The 22,237-nt window shown below is 69.2% G+C and carries 18 protein-coding genes, 1 tRNA gene and 4 pseudogenes; 17 read left to right on the top strand and 6 right to left on the bottom strand.

The window, feature by feature from the left end; genetic code table 11:
* Nucleotides 1–285: 285 nt before the first annotated feature.
* The 4 genes and pseudogenes from ACN8HC_RS14170 to ACN8HC_RS14155 form a co-directional block, all read left to right on the top strand.
* Nucleotides 286–2,148 (top strand): HNH endonuclease signature motif containing protein, encoded by a 1,863-nt coding sequence (locus ACN8HC_RS14170; RefSeq protein WP_490075482.1) that lies wholly within the window; start codon nucleotides 286–288, stop codon nucleotides 2,146–2,148.
* Nucleotides 2,149–2,265: 117 nt separating this feature from the next.
* Nucleotides 2,266–2,775 carry a DinB family protein gene (locus tag ACN8HC_RS14165; protein WP_490075481.1) on the top strand — a complete coding sequence of 170 codons (510 nt, stop codon included), beginning with the start codon at nucleotides 2,266–2,268 and terminating at the stop codon, nucleotides 2,773–2,775.
* 41 nt (nucleotides 2,776–2,816) lie between these two features.
* A pseudogene (locus ACN8HC_RS14160) lies at nucleotides 2,817–3,503 on the top strand (tRNA dihydrouridine synthase); the annotation flags it as partial.
* Nucleotides 3,504–3,507: 4 nt separating this feature from the next.
* Nucleotides 3,508–4,137: pseudogene (locus ACN8HC_RS14155) on the top strand (tRNA dihydrouridine synthase); the annotation flags it as partial.
* An 80-nt stretch (nucleotides 4,138–4,217) separates the two neighbouring features.
* Here the strand turns inward: ACN8HC_RS14155 and ACN8HC_RS14150 are convergent.
* Nucleotides 4,218–5,408: pseudogene (locus ACN8HC_RS14150) on the bottom strand (amino acid permease); the annotation flags it as partial.
* Between the two features lie 38 nt (nucleotides 5,409–5,446).
* Between ACN8HC_RS14150 and pdxR the strand changes: the two are divergent.
* Nucleotides 5,447–6,862: a MocR-like pyridoxine biosynthesis transcription factor PdxR gene (gene pdxR / locus ACN8HC_RS14145; protein WP_490075480.1), complete on the top strand. Its 1,416-nt coding sequence runs from the start codon at nucleotides 5,447–5,449 to the stop codon at nucleotides 6,860–6,862.
* A 13-nt stretch (nucleotides 6,863–6,875) separates the two neighbouring features.
* Nucleotides 6,876–7,724, top strand: a complete 849-nt coding sequence (locus tag ACN8HC_RS14140) for a carbohydrate kinase family protein (protein ID WP_490075479.1) — start codon at nucleotides 6,876–6,878, stop codon at nucleotides 7,722–7,724.
* On the opposite strand, the gene ACN8HC_RS14135 is transcribed toward ACN8HC_RS14140, so the two are convergent.
* Nucleotides 7,725–8,555: a sulfurtransferase gene (locus ACN8HC_RS14135; protein ID WP_490075478.1), complete on the bottom strand. Its 831-nt coding sequence runs from the start codon at nucleotides 8,553–8,555 to the stop codon at nucleotides 7,725–7,727.
* A gap of 137 nt (nucleotides 8,556–8,692) precedes the next feature.
* On the opposite strand from ACN8HC_RS14135, the gene ACN8HC_RS14130 reads away from it, so the two are divergent.
* From ACN8HC_RS14130 to ACN8HC_RS14080, 11 genes and pseudogenes are all read left to right on the top strand, one after another.
* The gene (locus ACN8HC_RS14130; RefSeq protein WP_490075477.1) at nucleotides 8,693–9,577 is read left to right on the top strand and encodes a DoxX family protein; all 885 of its coding nucleotides are present in this window, start codon (nucleotides 8,693–8,695) and stop codon (nucleotides 9,575–9,577) included.
* Between the two features lie 43 nt (nucleotides 9,578–9,620).
* Nucleotides 9,621–9,881 (top strand): annotated as a pseudogene (locus ACN8HC_RS14125) (DUF2277 domain-containing protein); the annotation flags it as partial.
* 77 nt (nucleotides 9,882–9,958) lie between these two features.
* A complete protein-coding gene (locus ACN8HC_RS14120; protein ID WP_490075476.1) occupies nucleotides 9,959–10,381 on the top strand; it encodes a DUF3806 domain-containing protein in 423 nt (140 codons plus the stop codon).
* A complete protein-coding gene (locus tag ACN8HC_RS14115) occupies nucleotides 10,378–10,821 on the top strand; it encodes a hypothetical protein (RefSeq protein WP_490075475.1) in 444 nt (147 codons plus the stop codon). Before ACN8HC_RS14120 ends, ACN8HC_RS14115 begins: the two co-directional genes overlap by 4 nt.
* A complete protein-coding gene (locus ACN8HC_RS14110; protein ID WP_490075474.1) occupies nucleotides 10,818–12,050 on the top strand; it encodes a deoxyguanosinetriphosphate triphosphohydrolase in 1,233 nt (410 codons plus the stop codon). The genes ACN8HC_RS14115 and ACN8HC_RS14110 overlap by 4 nt, the downstream gene beginning before the upstream one ends.
* Nucleotides 12,051–12,128: 78 nt before the next feature.
* Nucleotides 12,129–13,157, top strand: coding sequence for an NAD(P)H-dependent flavin oxidoreductase (locus ACN8HC_RS14105; protein WP_490075473.1), 1,029 nt, complete (start codon nucleotides 12,129–12,131; stop codon nucleotides 13,155–13,157).
* Nucleotides 13,158–13,204: 47 nt separating this feature from the next.
* Nucleotides 13,205–13,909, top strand: coding sequence for a DinB family protein (locus ACN8HC_RS14100; protein ID WP_490075472.1), 705 nt, complete (start codon nucleotides 13,205–13,207; stop codon nucleotides 13,907–13,909).
* A gap of 60 nt (nucleotides 13,910–13,969) precedes the next feature.
* Nucleotides 13,970–15,853 (top strand): DNA primase, encoded by a 1,884-nt coding sequence (dnaG, locus tag ACN8HC_RS14095; protein WP_490075471.1) that lies wholly within the window; start codon nucleotides 13,970–13,972, stop codon nucleotides 15,851–15,853.
* A 428-nt stretch (nucleotides 15,854–16,281) separates the two neighbouring features.
* On the top strand, nucleotides 16,282–16,797 hold the full coding sequence (locus ACN8HC_RS14090) for a hypothetical protein (protein WP_490075470.1): 516 nt from the start codon (nucleotides 16,282–16,284) through the stop codon (nucleotides 16,795–16,797).
* Between the two features lie 71 nt (nucleotides 16,798–16,868).
* Nucleotides 16,869–16,944: transfer RNA gene (locus ACN8HC_RS14085), tRNA-Asn, on the top strand.
* A gap of 659 nt (nucleotides 16,945–17,603) precedes the next feature.
* Nucleotides 17,604–18,080 carry a hypothetical protein gene (locus tag ACN8HC_RS14080; protein WP_490075469.1) on the top strand — a complete coding sequence of 159 codons (477 nt, stop codon included), beginning with the start codon at nucleotides 17,604–17,606 and terminating at the stop codon, nucleotides 18,078–18,080.
* A gap of 2 nt (nucleotides 18,081–18,082) precedes the next feature.
* On the opposite strand, the gene ACN8HC_RS14075 is transcribed toward ACN8HC_RS14080, so the two are convergent.
* The 4 genes from ACN8HC_RS14075 to ACN8HC_RS14060 all read right to left on the bottom strand — a co-directional run bounded on the left by ACN8HC_RS14075 (nucleotide 18,083) and on the right by ACN8HC_RS14060 (nucleotide 22,221).
* The gene (locus tag ACN8HC_RS14075) at nucleotides 18,083–19,573 is read right to left on the bottom strand and encodes a hypothetical protein (protein WP_490075468.1); all 1,491 of its coding nucleotides are present in this window, start codon (nucleotides 19,571–19,573) and stop codon (nucleotides 18,083–18,085) included.
* Nucleotides 19,574–19,663: 90 nt separating this feature from the next.
* Nucleotides 19,664–20,587, bottom strand: a complete 924-nt coding sequence (locus tag ACN8HC_RS14070) for an amino acid ABC transporter permease (protein WP_490075467.1) — start codon at nucleotides 20,585–20,587, stop codon at nucleotides 19,664–19,666.
* A complete protein-coding gene (locus ACN8HC_RS14065) occupies nucleotides 20,584–21,264 on the bottom strand; it encodes an amino acid ABC transporter permease (protein WP_490075466.1) in 681 nt (226 codons plus the stop codon). The genes ACN8HC_RS14070 and ACN8HC_RS14065 overlap by 4 nt, the downstream gene beginning before the upstream one ends.
* A gap of 111 nt (nucleotides 21,265–21,375) precedes the next feature.
* A complete protein-coding gene (locus tag ACN8HC_RS14060) occupies nucleotides 21,376–22,221 on the bottom strand; it encodes a glutamate ABC transporter substrate-binding protein (RefSeq protein WP_490075465.1) in 846 nt (281 codons plus the stop codon).
* Nucleotides 22,222–22,237 lie beyond the last annotated feature (16 nt).

Below are 22,237 nucleotides of genomic sequence, written 5' to 3'. Positions count from 1 at the left end.
CCGGCACGCGCATGCTGGGCAAGAGGACCGATCTCCTGGAAGACAGCCCCACAACACCAGGGACGTCGGCGTATCGAAGAGTCACCCTTGCCCAGCACACGATCATCATCTATGCGTATCGAGGTGTAGCGGGGGAACGGGTCCAGGCTGTCCAACCGTGTCCGGCGGACCGACCCTGGACGAAGGTGTTGCACGACCCACTGACAGCGTTAATGTGCTGCAGTTGAAGGAAACAGGTGAGATTCAACCCTCGACATATCGTTCGAACGCATGTAGTATAAACCCATGGAGGGTACATCCGCAGACCGCGCGTCAGGATCGGCTGCGGGTATGGGCGCCGAGGAGAAGATCACGGCGGCGTTCGAGCTGCTGGTCGCCGCCTTCGAGGACGCCAGGCTCGACACCATCACCCTCACCAAAGAGCAGTTGTTGCGGCAAGCGGTCGCCGCGCAACGAGTGCTGAACACCGCGTGGGCGGTGCAATCGGCGCGACTGGGCCAGGCCGCCGCGATCGAAGAGCAGCTGGTCCCGGACAACACCTCACCGGACGGCTACCGCACCCGCGAGCTCCGCCACGCGGTCGGTGCTTACCAGGACGAATTCATCGGATCGGAGATCGGACCGTTGTTCGGCTGGACCTCCGGGCACGCGGTCGACCGGGTGTCTGAGGCCACCGATGCGATCATCCGCACGCCAAGGTTGTTCAAGCAGGTGGCGGCCGGCAAGCTCGAGCCGGCCAAACTGGCCACTATCCACCGCGCCCTGGGTCGGGTGATCCGCGAAGTCGATGACGACGGTGATCCGGTCACCCTCGATCTGGCACGGCAGGTGGAGTCCGCCCTGCTGGGCGACAGTCCAGATGACGAGGGCGTGGCCCAGGCCGAGGCCGCCGCGGTGGAGCAGGCGAACGTCGACCAGCTCGCCCGGCAGTCGGCGCGGCAGGTGCAGCAGCGCACCGACCGGATCCTGGCCCATCTGGACAAGGTCGCCGCGAGCAAGGCCGCTCAACGGCGGCGTCGAGACAGGGTCGGGGTCTTCGCCCACCCCGACGACGAACCGGGGCTGACCCACCTGCATGCCATCCTGTCCTCGGACCCGGCGGCGAAGATCATGGCTGCTGTCGATGAACTGGCCGGACAGCTGCACACCGACACCACCACGAGCAAAACCTTGGCCGAGTGCCGGGCTGACGCGCTGACCGACCTCATCCTGGGCAACACGAACATCACCACGAAACTCGTCATCCAGGTCCCGATCCACACCGGCGCCACGGAAACCACAGGGCACGCGCGAGGTTCGGCATTCTCGTCCTCCCGCACCACCGGCAGCGGTGGTTGTGCTTCCTGGTGGCCAGCCGCGTTCGGGCACCCGATCACCGGGCTCACCGTCTTCCCGCACGGCGCACCGACGCCCACGACAGCCGGGACCGGTTCGCCGGGCGCGACGACGGATGCGTCCGGTGCCGACGGCGGACATCTGGGAGGCGGGCAACGGACGGTGCTGAAGTCGGCGGCGCAGGTCGAGGCGGAGTTCAACGAGCTGCTCAAGCGCCTCTACCCACCTGATCTGGCCGACGAAGATCCGACCGAGCTGGCTGATGACTGGGCAGACCGGCAAGACCGCCAGCGATATTGCGACGACACCACCGGGCCGCCACGCCAGTCGTCACCTGACCCTGTGCCGGCACAGGCAGGAGCTGCCCGCAAGAATGCCGCACCAGCCCCGGCTGCATGGCTGGGGGATGCGATGGTGCCCGGCATCGGAGTAATCCCCGCCTCGGTGATCCAGGAAATCTCTCGGACGTTCGGGATGACGATCACCCGCGCACTCGTCGACGCCGACACCGGCGTCACCGTCGAAACGTCCGAGACGCACTACCGGCCCAGCATGCGCTTGCAACAGTTCGTGCGGACCCGGGATGTGCACTGCCGCTTCCCGGGCTGCACCCGCGCGGCCCGGTGGTGCGACATCGACCACGTCACCGCCTGGCCCGGCGGACCGACCTCCACGTCCAACCTTTGCTGTCTGTGCAGACATCATCACCGCACGAAGCATGAAAACGGCTGGTCGGTCACCATGACGCCCGACGGCGTCTGCACCTGGACGAGCCCGTCCGGCCGCACCTACATCACCACTCCCGGCGAATAGTGCACGCCCGCAACAGAACCCGTTTCTCTGCAGGCGCGCCGACGGCCCTTCGACACGCTCACGGGTAGTCGGCGGGCGGTGGACGTGCTGGGGTTTCGGCGGGGCTACCGTTCGTGGATGAGCATCACGACGGAGCGGCCGGACCGACAACCTGACGAGTTCGACGCGGTGATGGGCTGGTATCGCCTGCAACGGGGGATCGTCCGGCTGAAGTGCGACGGTCTTTCGGACGAGGACGCGCACCGCTCGGTGATCCCGACGTCACCGCTGATGACGGTCGCCGGCATCGTGTCCCACCTGCGCTGGGCAGAGGAACTGTGGTTCGGCGAGGTGCTGCTGGGCAGACCCGGCATCGGGACCGGCTTCGACGGAGTGGACGACTCAGAGTTCCAGGTGGCGGATGTCCCGCTCGTGCAGTTGCTCGACGAGTACCAAGCGGCCTGCGATCGTTCCGATGCTGCGATCGAAGCCGCCGGGTTCGACGCGACCGGGTCCACCGAGCTGCACTCGGTCGGCGAGGCGTCGGTGCGCTGGATGGTGCTGCACATGCTCGAGGAGACGGCTCGCCACGTCGGTCACCTCGACCTCATTCGCGAGCTGCTCGACGGGACCAAGAGCTACTTCTGATTTTGGCGGTATGCCGCCCTCCTGGGACCATGTATGACGCGATGACCGACACCCTCACCCCGACGCCCGTGCTGCCGCCCCTGCAGATCGGCCGGCACACCATCGCCTCACCCGTGGTGCTCGCCCCGATGGCGGGCATCACCAACCGGGCCTTCCGCCGCTTGTGCCGTCGGTATGGCGCTGCCGGATCCGCTGCCGGGGGTGCTTCCGGAGCGACCAGCCTCTACGTGAGCGAGATGATCACCTCCAGGGCGCTGGTCGAGCGCAACGCGACGACCATGCGGCTGATCGAGCACGACCCGGACGAGGCCCCCCGGTCGATCCAGCTCTACAGCGTCGATCCAGAGACGACGGGACGCGCGGCGCACCTCCTCGCCAGCGAGAACCGCTGTGACCACATCGATCTCAACTTCGGCTGCCCGGTTCCGAAGGTCACCCGCAAGGGTGGTGGATCGGCGCTGCCGTGGAAGACCGATCTCTTCCGGGGCGTCGTGTCGGCCGCGGTGAGAGCGGCCGCGCCATACGACATCCCGGTCACGGTCAAGATGCGCAAGGGCATCGACGCCGACCACCTCACCTTCGTCGAGGCCGGCCGGATCGCCGAGGGCGAGGGGGCGGCCGCCGTTGCGCTGCACGCCCGGACCGCGGCGCAGGCCTACTCCGGCACCGCCCAGTGGGACGCCATCGCGGAGCTCAAGCAGGCGGTCACGAGCATCCCGGTGCTCGGCAACGGCGACATCNGCGCTGCACGCCCGGACCGCGGCGCAGGCCTACTCCGGCACCGCCCAGTGGGACGCCATCGCGGAGCTCAAGCAGGCGGTCACGAGCATCCCGGTGCTCGGCAACGGCGACATCTGGTCGGCCGAGGACGCGCTGCGCATGGTCCGCGAAACCGGTTGCGACGGAGTGGTTGTCGGCCGAGGCTGCCTCGGCCGGCCGTGGCTGTTCACCGACCTGGCCGCAGCGTTCGCCGGCGGCGCGACCCGGGTGCAGCCGACGATGCGTGAGGTCGCGGAGACGCTGCGGTTGCACACGGTCTACCTGGCCGAGTTCTTCGAGTCCGAGGACAAGGCCTGCCGGGACATCCGCAAGCACATCGCCTGGTACTTCAAGGGATTCCGTGTCGGGTCGGAGGTGCGCGCCAACCTGGGTCTGGTGAAGTCACTCGCCGCGCTGGACGATCTGATCGGCAGTCTCGACCTCGACCAGCCGTGGCCCGGTGAGGCGGCCGAAGGTCAGCGCGGCCGCGCCGGCTCCGAGCGGCACGTCGTGCTGCCGGAGGGCTGGCTCGACTCACGCACGGTGGACGACGACACCCGGCGCGATGTCGCAGCCGCGGAGGCGTGGAGCAGCGGCGGCTGACGCCGTAGCCTGCGGTAGGCGAGCGAGGCCGCGGTGGCTCCGACCGCCCACAGGACGTGCGGTCCGCTCATCACCAGCAGCGCGCAGACGCTGACGAAGGCGATGAGCGCGGTCCACCACGCGGCGCCGAAGCGGGGCAGCAGCCGCACCGCGGCCGCCGTGCCGATCACATACACAGTCGTGAAACAGCCCGTGGTGAGCAGCATCAACTGGGCCAGGTCGAAGGAGCAGATCTCGTTGGCTGCCAACGAGATCAGCGCGAGCCCGGCAACCACCGCGAGGCTCCGCCGCGGCATGCCGCCCGCCTCGGACCCCTTGGCCAGCACCTGCGGGAGCGCGCCGTCAGCAGCCAGCGCCGCGCCCAGCCGTGAGCCGCCGGCGAAATAGGCGTTCATCGCGCTGAACGTCAGCAGCACGGCGACCACCGCGGTGACGATGCGCACGGGTCCGCCGATCCCGGCCACCAGCAGCGCCGACAGCGGCGCCCTCGTGTCGGCCGCTGCCGGCCCGAGCACCAGGACGGTGGCGCCGGCGAGTGCGAGATAGAGGACGCCGACGACCGCGAGGGCGAGAGCGGTCGCACGCGGCAGGTCGCGGCGCGGATCGCGGTATTCCCCGGCGAGCGGCGCGAGCGCCTCCCAGCCGGCGAAACCCCACACCAGCAGCGCCGCCGCCGCGCCGATCGCTCCCACACCGTGCGGTGCGAACGGCGCCAGGTGCCGGGTGGTCCCGTGCGGTGCGGCCACGACCACGGCCACCGCGATGAGCACGGCGAGCAGCGCCGTGAGCACCAGCTGCACCGGTCCGGACAGACGCAGGCCCGCCGCGTTGAGCACGGCGACCCCGACGATGAGTGCCGCCGCGGTGACGAGCGCGGTCGTGTGCCCGCCGCCGATCGCGTCGGCGACATACCCGCCGGCCATCAGGCTGGCCGGCGGCGCACCGACCGGCACCGCGAAGTAGAAGCACCAGCCGATGGCGCCGGCCGCTCGTGGTCCGAAGGCCCGATCGACGTATGCCGAGACGCCGCGGCTGTCCGGGTGCCGTGCGCCCATCGCGGCGAACGTCGCGGCGAGCGGAATGCTGAGCGCCACCAACGCAATCCATGCGATCAGCGAAGCCGGGCCGGCGACCTGCACGCCCAACGCCGGCAGGGTGATGACGCCGGTGCCGAGGACGGCCGCGACCGACAGTGCCGCGCCCTGCGGGACCGAGAGAGAACTCTGCACAGCACGAGTCTGACCTTGCAGAATGGCCCGGCGAAGATCCATTCCTGGCCAAACTGATTGGTCCAATCTACGGTGGACGGATGGACCTTCTGGTCGACCTGTCCGGCGCCGGCGACCGCACGACCCGGATCTATCAGCATCTGCTCGACGGCATCGCATCCGGACGGCTGCCACCCGGTGCGAAACTGCCCGCGACCCGGAGCTTCGCCGCGGAGCTCGGTGTCGCCCGGGGCACGGTGGCCACGGCATACGAGCGGCTCATCGCGGAGGGCTACCTCGAATCACGTGTGGGAGCAGGCACGTTCGTGAGCGCTGCGGTCGGTCCACGCCGTCCGGCTCCGGCTCCGACCGGCGACGTGCGGCCTCGCGCGGTCTGGGACCGGCTGCCGCCCCCGGTGCCTGACGCGCCGCCTCTCGACTTCGACCTCTCCGTGGCGGGGCCGGACACCCGGCTCTTCCCGTTCGCCGTGTGGCGCCGGCTCGTCTCCGCGACGCTGCGGCCGGCACTGCAGGCACAACCGGTGTATGACGGCTCGGGTCACCCGCCCCTGCAGGCCGAGATCGCCCGGCACCTGCGCCTCTCCCGGTCGGTGGTGACCGACGGTCCGGACGTGCTGCTGACCGGGGGAGCGCAGCAGGCGCTCGACCTGATCGGCCGGGTGCTGCTCGCGCCCGGCGACACGGTTGCCGTCGAGGATCCGGGATACACCGCGGCTGTCCGGCTCTACACCTCGCACGGGGCGAAGGTGTGTGGTGTGCCCGTCGACGAGGAAGGCCTCGTCGTCGACGCGCTGCCCGACAACGCGCGGCTCGTCTACGTCACACCATCCCATCAGTTCCCGACCGGCGCGGTGCTGTCGCTGCGGCGCCGGACCGCCCTCCTGGACTGGGCCGCGACACACGGCGCATTGATCGTCGAGGATGACTACGACAGCGAATTCCGTTACGAGTCAAAGGCGCTCGCGCCACTGCAAAGCCTCGACCGGTGTGGCCGGGTCGCCTACGTCGGCTCGTTCTCGAAGGTGCTGATGCCGATGCTGCGGATCGGCTACCTCGTCGCGCCGCGTTCCCTGCAGCCGGCGCTGCGGGATGCCAAACTGCTCACGGACTGGCAGGGCGACGCCGTGACGCAGGGTGCGATGGCGCGGTTCCTCGCCGAAGGGCTGCTCGCGGCGCACCTGCGGCGGGCGACCCGGGTCTACGCGGACCGGCGCGCTGTGCTGTTGGAGGAGCTGGCGCAACTCGACGACGTCCTCGAGCCCTATTCGTCGGCAGCTGGACTGCACGTCTGTCTGCGGTTGCGGGATCAGCGCCGGTCGGACGGGAAGGTCGTCCGGGCCCTCGCGGCTGCCGGTGTCGGCGCCGAACCGCTGTCGCCGCGGTACGTCGAGCAGCCCGCCGTCCAGGGCCTCGCCCTCGGTTTCCGGCACGTCGACTCCGACCGCATTCCCGCGGCTGTCCACCGGATCGGCCGCGTCCTGCGCGGCGCGGTGTGATCGACTCTCCGGCGTGCCTTCTCCTTCCGTCACCGTGACCGGACCCGCCACCTGGAACCACCTCATCGAGCTCGAGGCGCTGCCGGAGCCGCGCCCTCACCTGGAATTCGCGCGTCGCTCCTGGTGGGCGGTCGGCGGTACGTCCGCCGGCAAGGCGGCGCACCTGGCGGCACTCGGCGCCCGCACGACACTCGTCACACCCCTTGCCGGCGATACCGCCGGGACGCAGGTGACCGACGCGCTGGCTCGCACCGGTGCGTCGGTGATCGCCCTGGACAGTTCCGCCACGGAGTCGCACGTCAACCTGATGACGCCCCGCGGCGAGCGGATCAGTCTCGTCACCGCGGCGCCGTCCGAACCGACCGAGGACGACGTGGCCGCGGCGGCGTCGGCGATCCTGGATGCGGACGTGGCGTTCGTCGACCTGTCCGCGCTCGGTGCACGTCTGGTCGACGAGCAGAGCGTACGTTCCCGGCCGCTGTGGATCGACCTGCACGACTACGACGGGCGCTCGGCCTTCCACGAACCGTTCGTGCGCGCGGCCGACGTCGTCTTCATGAACGCCGACAGGACCGACGACCCGCAGCGGCTGATGGCCGAGTGTCTGCGGCGCGGTCCGCGTCTGGCCGTCTGCACACTTGGTGCGGACGGCGCCGTGTGCCTGGACGGCGACCGGTTGGTCCGGGTCCCGGCCGCTCCCGCCACGGTGGTGGACACCAACGGCGCCGGGGACGCGTTCGCCGCCGGCTTTTTGATGGCGACCTTCGACGGCGCCGCACCGGCCGAGGCGCTCAAGGCGGCAGCCCGCCAGGCAGCCGTCGCCCTGTCGAGCCCGGCGCTGCACCCGCGACTCGCGGACTGATCAGACTTCGACCGGGCGTTCGGGGTCGGTGATCCAGTGCGACCAGGAGCCGATGTAGACGCTGGTCTGCGGGTGTATGCCGGACGCCTCCAGGGCCAGCGCGAGGTGCGTTGCCTGCACTCCCGACCCGCAATAGACGCCGACCTCGCTCTCCGGCCGGATGCCGAGCGCGGTGAAGCGCAGCGCCAGATCGTCGGGCGAGAGGAACGTGCCGGACTCGGTGAGGTTGGCCAGGGCCGGCGCGGAGACGGCGTCCGGGATGTGTCCGGCCACCGGATCGACCGTCTCGTTGCGTCCGGCGAACCGATCGGCCGGCCGCGCGTCGAGCAGCAGCTTGGTCGTGGCGAAGTCGGCGGCGGTGTCCGCGTCGAGCAGCCGGGCGCCCGGATCGGTCGGGTAGAAGTCGCCCTCCCGGGGCTCTGGCTCGTCGGTCGACACCGGCAGGCCGGCCGCCTGCCAGGCGGCGAAACCGCCGTCGAGCACCTGCACGTCCTCCTTGCCGAAATACTTCAGCAGCCACCAGCACCGGCTCGCCGCCAGCGAGTTGCCGTCGTCATACACCACGACCGGGCGGTCGTTGTCGACGCCGGCCCCGCGCATCGCCGCCGCGAAGACCTCGCGGCGCGGCATCGGATGACGGCCGCCCGGTCCAGGCGCATCGGCCATGACACCCTCGAACTCCACCCAGGCCGCGCCGGGCAGATGACCTGCTTCGTATGCCGGCCGGCGGCTCGCCTCGCCCATCTGCCACCGGGTGTCGACGAGCGTCACCGAGTCGAGGATCGTCGCCAGGGCGGCCGGCGTGATGAGCGGATGCGTGGGACGCGTCATACCCAAAGTCTGGTGGGCCCGAGGAAGAGCCGCAATGCCGCTGGGGAATGCCGGCCGGCGGACACGGGTAGTCTCGGGAAAGACCCGTGTGCCCGATGGGGCACCACGCCACGAGACCGATCACTGGAGGCCGAACCGTGCTTGTCCGTCGCCTTGCCCGCCCGATGCTGTCGTCGATCTTCGTCACCTCCGGGTTCAACGCGCTGCGCAATCCCGACCCGATGGCTCCTGCCGCAGTGCCGGTCATCGACAAGTTGCGGGCCGTGCTGCCGGAGTCGGCGAAAGGGCTGGTGCCGAAGGACCCGGCCATGGCCGTGCGTGTCAACGGCGCCGTCCATCTCGTCGGTGGTCTGATGCTGGCGACCGGCCGCTTTCCGCGGGTCGCCTCGACCGCACTGGCGGCGACGCTCGTCCCCACGACGCTCACCGCGCACCCGTTCTGGAAGGAGCAGGACCCGGCCAAGCGGGTGCAGCAGCAGGTGCACTTCTTCAAGAACCTGAGTCTCTTCGGTGGCCTGCTGATCGCAGCGGTCGACACCGAGGGCAAGCCCAGTGTCGCCTGGCGCAGCCGTGCCGTCGCGCACCGCGCCGGTGACGCGGTCGCCTCGGCGCTGCCGTCCGGGTCCGACAACTCCGACGCGGTGAGTTCGTTGAAGGCGACCTTGGGACACGTCGCCGAGGCAGCCAGGGAGCACGGTGCGCACCTGGCCGACGTGGTCAAGGAGCAGGCTCCGGTGGTCGCCGGGGCGGCCAAGGAGCACGGCGCACACCTCGCGGGTGTGGCGAAGGAGCAGGGCGCGCAGCTCGCCGACGTCGTGAGGGAGCAGGCGCCGGTGGTCGCCGAGGCGGCCAAGGCACATGGTGCAGCGGTCGCCGAGGCGACGCGTGAGCAGGCGCCGGTGGTCGCCGACATCGCCAAGGAGCGCGGCGGGGAGTTCGGTCGGCGTGCCGCCGAGAAGGCCGCCCAGGCGAGCCTGAAGGCGGCGAAAGCAGCGCAGCAGGCGCGCAGCCAACTTGCCTGAGAGCTGACGGGCCGGTCGGGCCCCGATCGGGTTGAATGGGGTCATGTGCCGCAACATTCGCCCGCTCAACAACTTCGAGCCGCCCGCCACTGAGGACGAGGTCCGCGCCGCGGCGTTGCAGTTCGTCCGCAAGATCGCCGGCAGCACCAAGCCGTCCAAGGCCAACGAAGCGGCCTACGACACGGCGGTCGAGCTGATCACCCGAGCGAGTCGAGAGCTGCTCGACTCCCTCGTGACGACGGCGCCGCCGAAGAACCGCGAGGAGGAGGCCGCCAAGGCCAAGGCCCGATCGGCCGCCCGCTACCCGTCGCCCGGCGAAGTTTCTCCCCCGCTCCGCTCCTCCGAATACTCCGCGGGGGACTCCGACGCGACCGCTGCCTCGTGACCGCGGAGATCACCGTCCGGCCGCTGGACCGCCAGGCGCAACGTGCCCTGACGGGCTGGCTGGGGGACGCCCGGGCCGCGGGCATCGACATCGACGACGTCGAGTCGATCGGCGCTGCCTACGACGACTATGTCCATGAGGTGTTGCTGACGCCGGCCGCCGAACGCCCCGACCCGACACCGAAACTGACGATGATCGCGATGGCGATGGGTGAGCACCTGCGACGGAATTCGACCTTGCAGTGGCGCGTGGCGGGTGACGCCCAGGGCACGGACCTCGCCCTTGCGTCAGCGGATGACCTCGGGGTGCTCTACCCGATCGATCCGGTGGCGCAGGCCTGGTCGCAGCGGCAGCGCGGTTGGTTGCCGGTGTTCGTGCGCGAGCTGATGCGCACCATCGGGAACGCGGACGGGAGATGAGCGAGTCCGCCCGGGTGAAGTGGTGGGCGAACTGGATCAACGGGTCGACCGCGCTCGGTATGGCGATCGCCCGACTCGGCGGGGCGCGCATCACGACGGGTCCCCGGGGGCTCTACCTCGCCGGCGGCTACCGCTTCCGATTCCCGGTGGCCGGCGCCTTCACCGTCGGCAACGTCCTTGTGTCGAAAAGCGATTGGCGCCAGCTGCGGCGTGAGCAGCCGCAGCTGATCCTCCACGAGGAGCAACACAGCTGGCAATACGTCGTCTGCGGGGGACTGCCGTTCCTGCCCTTGTACGGCGTGGCGCTCGCCTGGTCCTGGTTGCGCACCGGCGACTTCGCGTCGCGCAACGCGTTCGAGCGCAACGCCGGGCTCGCCATGGGCGGCTACCGGGAGCACTCGGTGCGTCCGCTGCGGTCGGTGCTGGGGCACGGCGGATGAGCTACACGGCATACGACCGGCAGCGTTTCGTGCGCGAGGACCCGGTGCAGAAGCGTGCCGACAGGGACGACTTCGCACGCGACCGGGCACGGGTGCTGCACTCGGCCGGCTGGCGCCGCCTCGCCTCGAAAACCCAAGTGCTGCAACCGCACAACGACTTCATCCGCAACCGGCTGACACACTCCCTCGAGGTGGCGCAGATCGGCCGCGAGTTCGGCGAGGTGATCGGCTGCAACGCAGACGTCGTCGACACCGCCTGTCTGGCGCACGACCTCGGTCATCCACCGTTCGGTCACAACGGGGAGGCCGCGCTCAACGAATTGTGCGGCCATATCGGCGGATTCGAGGGCAACGCGCAGACCTTCCGCATCCTGACCCGGCTGGAGGCCAAGCGCTCACGAGCCACCGGCGGTTCGGTGGGCCTGAATCTCACCCGTGCGTCGCTGGACGCGGCGAGCAAATACCCGTGGTTCAGGGGCGAGAGTCGTGCGCAGCCGGGCAAATTCGGCTGCTACGCCGACGACGCGGAGATCTTCGGTTGGGTGCGAGCGACAGCTCCGACCGGCCGCTACCAGCAACGGTGTGTCGAGGCACAGGTGATGGACTGGGCGGATGACGTCGCCTACTCGGTGCACGACGTGGAGGACGGCATCACCTTCGGGTTGATCGACCTGCGGGCACTACGCTCGCGCAACGAGCAGGAAGTCCTCGCCGACCTGGCCCGTCGGGTCTATGCCCCGCAGCTCGAAACCGCGCAATTGGCAGGGTCGTTCGAGCGATTGGTCGCCACCGGCGTCATACCCGACCGGCTGCAGCCGGGCCGGCGAGGGGTGGCGGCGCTCAAGGACATGACGAGCCGGTTGATCGGCCGTTTCGTCGCCGCCGCGGAGCAGGCGACTCGCGACAAGTTCGGCGACGGTCCGCTGACGCGCTATGCGGCGGACGTTGTGATCCCGGTCGACGTGCTGGCCGAGTGCGTCATGCTCAAGGCCGTCGCTGCGCACTTCGTGATGCTCACCGACGAGAGGCGGCTGCTCCAGGCGGAGCAGCGCCGCATCATCGAGACGCTTTTCACCGTCTACCAGGAGCATCCGGACCGGCTCGACCCGATGCTCGCCGAGGACTATGCATCGGCCGCGAACGACGCCGCCGCATTGCGTGTCGTGGTCGACCAGATCGCCTCACTGACCGATCACCGCGCCAGAACCCTTGCCTTCGAATGGAGCTGAACCCGCGAAGTTCTCCCCCCCCCGCTTCGCTCCGCCGATACTTCGCGGGGGCCCCGATCCCATGAAGGAGATTCCGGAATGAGCCAGTGGAACCTGTCACCCCTGCCGATCGTCGGCGCACCGATGGCCGGCACGAGCACTCCCGCGCTGACGGCGGCGATCAGCGCCACCGGTGGTTTCGGAATGCACCCGGCGGCGTACCTGACCGCCGAGCAACTGGCCGACCAGCTGGCGCAGGTCCGACACACGACGGATCGGCCGTTCGGCGTGAACTTCTTCGTGCCGACAGCGGTGGACGAGGCGCGGGACGCGGCTGCTGTGGCCGCGTATGCCGACGTGCTGCGGCCGGTGGCGCAATCGCTCGGTGCCGAGGTGCCTGCCCCCAACTGGTTGGACGACGACGATTACGACGCGAAGATCGACCTGGTGGCGGAGCAGCGGATCCCGTTGGTGTCGTTCACTTTCGGCTGCCCGTCGGCAGCGGTCGTGGAGCAGTTGCACGGCGCGGGTGGGCAGGTGTCGATCACCGTTACCGACGCCGACGAGGCGGCTGCCGCAGTATCGGCGGGAGCCGATCAGCTGACCCTGCAGGGCGCGGATGCGGGCGGACACCGCAGCACGCATGACGTCAGTGCGCCGCCGAACACCCGTGGCTGGGCGGACCTGCTGCCCGGCGTGCGGGAGGTTGCGGACCTGCCGGTGGTGGTCGCCGGAGGCATCATGACCGCAGCGGACGTGCGAGCGGCGCTCCAGGCCGGCGCCGTGGCGGTGCAGTGCGGCACGGCCTTCCTGCTGTGCGACGAGACCGCGCTCAACCCCACCTACCGGCTGGGGTTCACGGCTGCCGAGAGCACGGAGACCGTGGTGACCCGGACGTTCAGCGGCCGCCCGGCCCGCGGCGTGCGCAATGAGTTCACCGACCGTTTCGAGCACGTCGTCCCACCCGTCTTTCCCGTCGTCAACCAGCTCACCAAGCCGATCCGCGCTGCGGCCAACCGCGCGGGCAACCCCCAGTTGAGCAATCAGTGGGCCGGCACCGGCTGGCGGCAGGCCCGCCCGGGACCGGCCGCTGACGTGGTGGCAGCGCTCGCTGCGGGCGTTCGCTGAGCGGCGGTCTCCCGCGAGTGTCGTAGCCCGGCCATAGGGTCGCGATCATGGAGAAGCTCATCGATCGCGACCTGACCGGTGCCGAGTTCCGCGAGTGCATGCTCGACGAGGCCCGCTTCGTCGGGGTGGCGATGCGCGGTGCCGAGATCGACGGACTGGTGACGGACCTGACGGTCAACGGGGTCGCCGTGATGCCCTATGTCGAGGCCGAGCTGGATCGCCGCCACCCGGTGCGCGTCCTCATTCGCTCCGAGGACATCACCGACCTGCGTGCAGCCTGGCAGCAACTGCAGGACGACTGGGCGTCGACGATCAAGCGCCTGCAGCAGTCGCCGGGGATCGAGCACCGGTCGGTGCGCGGCGAGTGGTCCGCACTGCAGACCCTGCGCCACTTGGTCTTCGTGCACGACTCCTGGTTCACCGGGTGCTGTCTGGGCCGCAGTGAGCCGTTCTCGCCGTTGGGCTTGTCGATCGATTCGGTGCCCGCTGACGCAGCTCCGGGCCTGGATCCTGCTGCGGACCCGACGCTCGACGAGGTCCTCGCCGTCCGGGAGAGACAGACGACTGCCCTGGAGTCGTGGTTGGCGAAGCGCACGGTGGCTGAGCTGGCCGCTCCGGCGCCCGTACCCGACGGTGGTCGGTGGCCGCCATACGCGAGGGGAAGGACGGTCGCGCAGTGTCTACGCACGGTGCTGAACGAGGAGTTCGAGCACCACGGCTTCGCCGTCCGTGATCTCGCCGCGCTGACCTGAGTCAGTCCCTGTGGATGCGCCCGCCCGACAACGGCGCGACCGACCTAGACTGCCGGTGTTATGGCGGGTCGCATCAAGTCCGAAGACGTCGAACTCGTCAAGGAGCGCAGTTCGATCGAGGACGTGGTCAGCGAGCACGTCACGCTGCGCCGGTCCGGCAACAACCTGGTCGGTCTGTGTCCCTTCCACGACGAGAAGACACCGAGCTTCTCGGTCAACCCCACGCAGGGCTTCTACCACTGCTTCGGCTGCGGCAAGGGCGGCGACGTCATCTCCTTCGTGCAGGAGGTCGACCACCTCAGTTTCGCCGAGGCCGTCGAACGCCTCGCGGGCAAGGCGGGCGTCGAACTGCACTACGAGGACGGCGTCCGGCCGCGTGAGGAGAGCATCGGCCGCCGTACGCGCTTGCTCGAGGCGCACCGGGTCGCGGAAGAGTTCTACGCGTCCTTGCTGCCCGCCATGCCCGAGGCCCGGACGGCCCGCGACTACCTGCGGGGCCGGGAGTTCGACGGCACGATCGCCGAGCAGTTCGGCCTCGGCTACGCGCCGACCGACGGGCATGCTGTCGCAAACCTCTTGCGTGACAAGGGTTTCACGCGGGATGAGCTGCTGGCGGCCGGACTGATCAACCGCGGCGGCTATGACGTCTTCCAGGGCCGGCTGCTCTGGCCGATCCGCGACATCGCCGGTGACACGGTCGGTTTCGGCGCCCGCCGCATCTTCGACAACGACCCGCGCCCGGCGAAATACCTCAACACCGGTGAGACCGCGATCTACAAGAAGCAGCGGGTGCTCTACGGCCTCGACCTGGCGAAGAAGTCGATCGCCGACGAGCGGCGGGCGGTGATCGTCGAGGGTTACACCGATGTGATGGCCGCCCACCTGTCCGGTGTCACGCAGGCCGTCGCGACGTGCGGCACGGCGTTCGGGGTCGACCACATCAAGCTGCTACGCCGGCTCCTGCGCGACGAACGCGGGGGAGAGCCGGCGAAGGTGATCTTCACCTTCGACGGTGACGCGGCCGGCCAGAAGGCCGCGCTCAAGGCGTATGACGAGGACCAGCGGTGGGCCTCCCAGTCGTATGTCGCCGTGGCCGCCGACGGGCAGGACCCGTGCGAGTTGCGGATCTCCGCCGGTCCGGAAGCGGTGCGGGAGCTGGTCGACGGAGCGACGCCGATGTTCGAGTTCGTCGTGCAGACCACGCTGGCGCGTTTCGACCTGAACAGTGTCGGGGGTCGGGTCGCGGCAACGCGGGCGATCGCCCCGATCGTCGCCGACATCCGTGACGGGCTGAGCCGCGACGAGCTGATCCGGGAGGTCTCCCGGCAGATCGGTGTCGGCATCGACGATTTCGCACAGGCGGTGCGGCGGGCGCCGCGCGGCGGCATCGCGGAGGCGGCGAAGCAGGTCCGCGACAAGCCGCAGAGCGACGGCGCCGCCGAGACGGCACCGGCCCCGGCATACGAGCCCCCGAACCTGCGCGATCCGGTCGTGCGCGCCGAGCACATGCTGCTGCAGTGCATCGTGCAGTTTCCGACCGCGGTGCCGGCCCACCAGCTGGAACCGATCGACCCCGCCGAGCTGACGGCGCCGGCCCACCGGGCCGTGTTCGAAGCGATCCGCACGGTCGGCATCGACCCGGGGCGCAGCCAGAGCGCCTGGGTGTCGGCGGTCAACGAGGCGGTGCCCCACGTGGTGCGACCGCTGGTCGCGCAACTCGCCGTGGAGCCGCTGCCGACCAGGCTGGACAGCCAGGGGCGGCCCGACTGGCACTACGTGCGGTCGCTGGTCGTGCGCGTCCGGGAAGTCGCCCTGCGACGGCAGATCGCCGAAGTGATGAGTGCGCTCCGACGCACCGACGACTCCGACCAGGCGAGAAGCATCTCCGCGCAACTCACCACGCTGCAGCGCACCCTCGCCGATCTCCTGGCGACCGTGGAGTGACCGCCCGCCCGGTGCCGGCGCCGAGGGCGCGCGGAAGTCGCGACGGTCGCGACGGTCGCGAGTTGTGCGCAGAATCGGCGCCGACGGCGCCCGGAAGTCGCGACGGTCGCGGGTTGTGCGCAGGATCGGCGCCGACGGCGCCCAGAAGTCGCGACGGTCGCGAGTTGTGCGCAGGATCGGCGCCGGCGGTGCCCGGAAGTCGCGACGGTCGCGGGTTGTGCGCAGGATCGGCGCCGACGGCGCCCAGAAGTCGCGACGGTCGCGAGTTGTGCGCAGGATCGGCGCCGGCGGTGCCCGGAAGTCGCGACGGTCGCGGGTTGTGCGCAGGATCGGCGCCGACGGCGCCCGGAAGTCGCGACGGTCGTGGGTTGTGCGCAGCCTCATGCCGCTGCCGACAGGCGGACCAGGCGATGGACAATGGCAGGACCATGTCATTCCTGAAGCGCTCCAAGCCCCAGCTTTCTCCGGAGATCGTGGCCCGGCTGCAGCTCCCCAAGGGCGAGCGGGTGCTGGCCTCGGCCGCCGATCAGCTGTCCGGCGCGCACGTCGTCGCCACCAACTGGCACCTGACGGTCGTGGCGGCGAACGGTGAGGTCACAACACGGCCCTGGCACCTCGTCGACGCCGGGCAGTGGCAGCCGGAGACCTGGACCCTCACGGTCACCTGGATCGAGACGCGGCGCCCGTCGCAGTGGACGTTCGGACCGCAGGACACCCGCCTCCCGGAGACCTTCCACGAGCGGGTGCGCGCAAGCATCGTGCTGGTCGAGGAGCTGCCGCTGCAAGGCCGGGCCAACGGGCGAGTGGTCGCCCGCCGCGATCTGCGCACCGATCAGCTGCTCACCCAGACCGTGCTGGGCCGCAACACGCGTGCCGACGACCCGCTGGTTCAGGACGCAGTCGCCCGCACGACGGCGTACGTCCGCGATGCGGTGGGTCTGTAGGCACTCGGCCGATTCGGTGTTGGCACGCTCGATTTGCTAAAGTTCTGGTCGCAGCAACACGCTGTGCGCGATCCCCTATAGCTCAATTGGCAGAGCATTCGGCTGTTAACCGGAGGGTTCTTGGTTCGAGTCCAAGTGGGGGAGCCAGCAGGCCCTTCGACCAGGCACAACGCCCGGTTGGAGGGCCTTTCGTCATGTCCAGGAGAGCCAACCCGCCGCCTCGCCCGTCTCCAGAGACTTGACCCGCCTCAGCCGGCCGGCCTGCTCCGGCCACCGGCAGACGCGCTACGTCGCAGTGTCGGTGCCGGTGAAGAGTGTTCGGAGGACAACCAACACTGGAGGATCGATGGGTTGCGATGACGTTGGTCGCTGACTCATGTCTCTTGGCTTCGGCGGTGCAGTGGCCGTGCTTGCAGCGTCGCTTGCCCTATGGGGATCTCCACGCACTCGGTCTTGCGGCGCTCGCCCAGCTTGTCGATGAAGCACCCGATGTCGAAGCGGCTCTGTTCGCACGTGTGGCTCTGGAGCCGATCGTGTTCCCTGGGGAGGAAGTCGAGTTGGCGGACGGTCCACAAGCTGACGAGGCACAATCGTCATACGACGACGAGGGACCGTGGCGCCGGCCGCTGCCTCAACATCCCGGAATCCGCTGACGGCGCGGACGGGCGCCAGATCGCTCGCGCTGGCAGGCAGCGGGCCCGATGGCTTGCGGGCAGATTTTCGAGTCGCAATTTCGCCTCGATCAGCAGCGAACAGCTGGCTAGATAGCTCTGCAGCGCGCAGGTCGTCGACTCAGGGAGGTTCACATGCCGGCTCGGGACGCATTGGTGTACGCGATCGACCGTGCGTTTCAAGTCTGCGGAGACATCGACGTCGTCAACAGCAGCGCCACGATGCTCGCGCACAACAGCAAGACGATCCGCGCGCTCGTCGGCCCGAGCGAGATCCCTGATCTGGCCTTCAGCGTCATCGTCCGTGGAAGCAAGCGCGCCGAGATGGGGTTCGGCGCCGTCATGCAGGACCGACTGATCCTTGCCTGGCAGACGGGCTTCAGATCTCGGCCCGAATCACGCACCGTTGCGTATGCCGATGTCGTCCGCCTGCACTACCGGGAGAAGGGCGGTGACAGATCGCTCGGCAGAGGGACAGTCCTCACCCTTTCCTGTACCGACGGGCACGTGGAGAACCTCGGATTCGGACCGGGCGGTCGCGCGCTCGCAACGGAAGTCATGGGACGCATCAAGCAGCACCGCCGGCGGTTACTCGGTGCTCGAGCAGGTTGAGCTCAGCCGGCCAGCCTGCTCGGATCGGGACCGTTCGCCCACCACCGGGCAGCTCGCAGCTGGCTGGTCGGTATGCCGGATTCGTCGAGAGCGGCGAGGCCGGGATGGGCCGACATACCGGCGGCATAGATGACGCGGGAGGTGGCGCCGGTCTCGCGAATCGCCGCCCCGAGGTCGATGTCGGCCGGAAAGCTCCGATGATGGGCCAGCGGGGTGAGCAGCCGACGCTTATGGGACGGTGACGCGGTGCGGAAAGCGTCCGCGAAGGTGTCCGGATCACGGCGTCGGCAGGTGCCGAGCGCGACCGACGTGAACGGAAACTCCAGCCCGCGCCGTCCCGTCCCCGGCTCGCCGGCCGGGGTGGCGCCCGGCCAGAAGCGGCGCTCGAGCTCGTGCGAGAGGGCGTGCCCGTACGGGCTCGACGACACGACGAGACCTGCGACGAACGGGTCGGTGCCGTCGACCAGGAGTCGCCACAACCACGTCGCGAGCCCGTCCTCGTGCGGGCGGACGGCATGGCCGGCGAGTTCCCGAGCGAGACTCGCGCAGGCGAGACGGAAGTGCCGGGCATCGGCGACCGGCAACGTGTCCGGGCGTGATCGCACGATGCTCAGTTGCACCCGCCGGGACTGCTCCCGGCTGAAGGGGTAGAGCAGCTCCCGCAACTGCAGCGGAGTCAGGCTCGACGCCACGATGGTGGCCACGTCCTCCAGGTCGCGGTGACCGCTCGCGAGGTCCTCACGAAGTGTGTCGCGTATGGCGCCCCAGAGCTCGCGCCGACTGCGGCCCTGGTGCAGGTCGATGGCCAGCACGTGCGCGACCGACTCAGCCGGCTCGCTCCGAAGCGATCGGTAGGTGTGCAGCGCCAGGGCCGTGCCGCGCGGATGGTGCACCTCCGTGAGCACGGCGAGCGCGTCGCCGATGACGGTGTGACCGCATGCGGTGAGATGGTCGCGGACCGCGTCCTCCACCGGGCCGCTGATCACCGGGTCGGCGGCGAGCAGTTCCAGCGCGCGGATGCGCAGGCGGTAGCCGGCGCAGGTGGACCGGGACATCTCGTTGACCAGCAGGTGGGACCAGAACCCGACGCGCTCCGGAGATTGCGGCGTGCCAGTGGTGATGAGGGTCGCCAGATCGAGCCAGTCCCGGCCGGACAGCGGGGTCGTGTCAGCGGCGTCGGCTCTCGTGAGCAGGTCCCATTGGGCCGCGCGGTCCCGCCTGGTCTGTTTGCCGTCGGGCAGGTAGGAACTGATCTCGCCCGGCGGCAGCCCGACGATGTCCTCCAGGGCGGCGATCACCGGCAGCGGCGGAGTCAGCTCACCGTTCTCGTAGCGGGTGAGCGTGCCGGGCACCAAGGTCTTGCGGACCCCCGGGTATGCCTTCATCGCCTCGATCATCCGCGGCTGCACGCGCAATGCCGGGTCGGGCGCCGCATGCCGCCATGACCGCATCAGCCAAGGAACCGGAGACCAGTCCTGCACCGGGTTGTCCACGGGCGCAGAGTACGCCGAAGGGCGGTCGTGCGATGCCGGATTGCGGGGTGACGGGATCGGCGCAACCGGCGGCCCGGGCCCGCCGGTCCGTCAGGTGCTCGCTCCGGTCTCGACGCCGGGTGCATTCATCGTCCCGGCCGGATCACCGGCGGGAGCCGCCGGACCGGTCGTCCGGCCGCGTGCCTGGAGCCGGTGCTCGACCCAGGTCGCGAGCCTGCTGATCGCGTAGTTGATCACGATGTAGATCGCCGCGATGACGACCAGCATGGCGAAGATGTTGCCGTTGAGCGACGTGGCCGGCTTGCTGCGGTAGAGCAGCTCGCCATACAGCACGTTGTAGCCGAGTGCGGTGTCCTTGAGCACCACGATCACCTGACTGATCAGCGACGGCAGCATCGCCGTGATCGCCTGCGGCAGCAGGATCTGCCGCACCGTCTGGCCCTCGGTCAGGCCGATCGACCGACCCGCCTCGGACTGGCCCTTCGGCAGCTGGTCGACACCGGACCGGATCACCTCGCAGATGACCGACGAGTTGTAGAAGACCAGCCCCGCCACGGTGGCGATGAGCGGCCCGCTACCGCTGCCCTGTCCGTGCGCGCTCAGCCAGCCGAAGATGAACAGCATCATCAGCAACACCGGGAGCGCCCGCGTGAGCTCGACCCACGCGGCGGTCACCCACGCGACGGCACGCAGCGCAATCGCCTTGGGGGAGTTGCCGTTCGGTACGTCGATGAGCCGGAGCATCGCGAGGACGGCGCCGAGGACCAGGCTGATGACGATCGCCAGCGCCGCCGCCTGCAGGGTGCCGCGCAGGCCCGGCAGGATGTAGCTGTGCCAGGTGCTCCACTCGGTGAAGGGCCGCCACTTCGCACTGGCGAACTGATCCTTATCGGCCAGTTTCCAGATGACCAGCGCCATGATGGCCGCGAACACCACGCCGCCCGCCACGCCGAGCAGCGCATAACGACGCCGGGCCTTCGGCCCCGGCGCGTCGAACAGTACTGAAGCACTCATCGCTTCACCGCCACACGTTTGCCGAGCCAGCCGGTTGCCACGCCCATCGGCAGCGTCAGGATGATGAAGATGGCACCGACGACCATGAAGGAGACGTTGAGCAGCCCGGGGTCACGCTCGGTGACCGTTTTCAGCACGGCCGACAGTTCGTAGACGCTGATCGTCACCGCCACGGTGGTGTTCTTGGTCAACGCGATCAGCGTGTTGCCGAGCGGGACCACCGCACCACGGAACGCCTGCGGCAGGATGACCTCCCGCATGGTCTGACCGAACGTGAGGCCGATCGATCGCGCCGCCTCTGCCTGACCCAGGGGGATGGTGTTGAAACCGGAGCGCAGCGACTCGCACACATAGGTGGAGTGGTAGACCGTCATACCGACGACCGCGAGCCGAAAACCGTTGACATCGGCGAACTTCGGGTCCGTCGAGTCGGCCAGCGCGATGCCGAGTTGGATGTAGAGCACGAAGCTGCAGGACAGGATGATCAGCGTCAGCGGCGTGTTCCGGAAGATGTTGACGTATGACGTGCCGACGAAACGCAGGATGCCCACCGGTGACAGTCGCAGCGTGGCGACGATGGTCCCGACGACGAGGCTGCCGATGGCGCTGAAGAAGGTGAGCCGGATGGTAGCCCACAGCGCCGTCCAGATCTCGTAGTCGGAGAAGAGCGAAGACACCCGTGCCCTTCCTCTCTGTTGCGAAGTGGTGAAAGGCCGCTCCCGGCGGTGGCCACGTGACGGTTGGCCACCGCCAGGAGCATTGCGAATCTCCTTGGGGGTAGGTCAGATTCAGGCCTGGCAGGTGGGCGACTTCGGCGGGTTGAGCTTCTCGTTGTACTTGTAGTCGGAGCCCAGGTTGTTGTCGAGCGCCTTCTGCCAGTTGCCGTTGTCGAGTGTCTTCTTGATGGCGTCGGCGACCTTCTGACAGTCGGCCGAGCCCTTCTTCAGGCCGACGCCGTAGTTCTCCTCGCTGAAGGTGCCACCGACCAGCTTGAACTTGTCCTTGTACTGCGGCTGGTTGGAGTAGCCGGCCAGGATCGCGTCGTCGGTGGTCATCGCGTCGATCGAGCCGGACGCGAGCGCTTCGGCGCAAGCCGAGTAGGTGTCGTACTTCTGCGGCACCAGGTTCGGCGCCTTCTCCTTCAGGTTGTCGACGGACGTCGAGCCGGTGACCGAGCAGACCTTCTTGCCCGCGAGGTCGTTCACACCGGTGATCTTCGAGTCCTTGCCGACCAGAAGCGACTGGCCCGCAACGAAATAGGGGCCGGCGAAGCCGACTTCCTTGAGGCGCTTGTCCGTGATCGAGTAGGTCGCGACGATCATCTTGACGGTGCCGGCCTGCAGCATCTTCTCGCGCTGCGGGGACGGTGACTCGACGAAGTTGATCTTGCTGTAACCGAGTTCGGACGCCAGACAACGAGCGATGTCGACGTCGAAACCGGTGTATTTGTCCCCGTCCTTGAGGCCGAGGCCGGGCTGGTCGTACTTGATGCCGACCTTGACGGTCGGGCCCTTGTCGGGCAGCTTGCACACGGCCTCTTTGGCGCTCGACCCGCCGGAGCTACCACCGCACGCGGTGAGTCCGAGGCCGAGCGCGGTGGCTGCCGTGGCGGCGTAGATCGCGCGGAACTTCATGATTTTCCTCCAGGTT

This window comes from Flexivirga sp. YIM B11880 (assembly GCF_058148645.1).
Note: the sequence above shows the minus strand (reverse complement) of the source record. Positions and strands in the feature narration are given on the sequence as shown.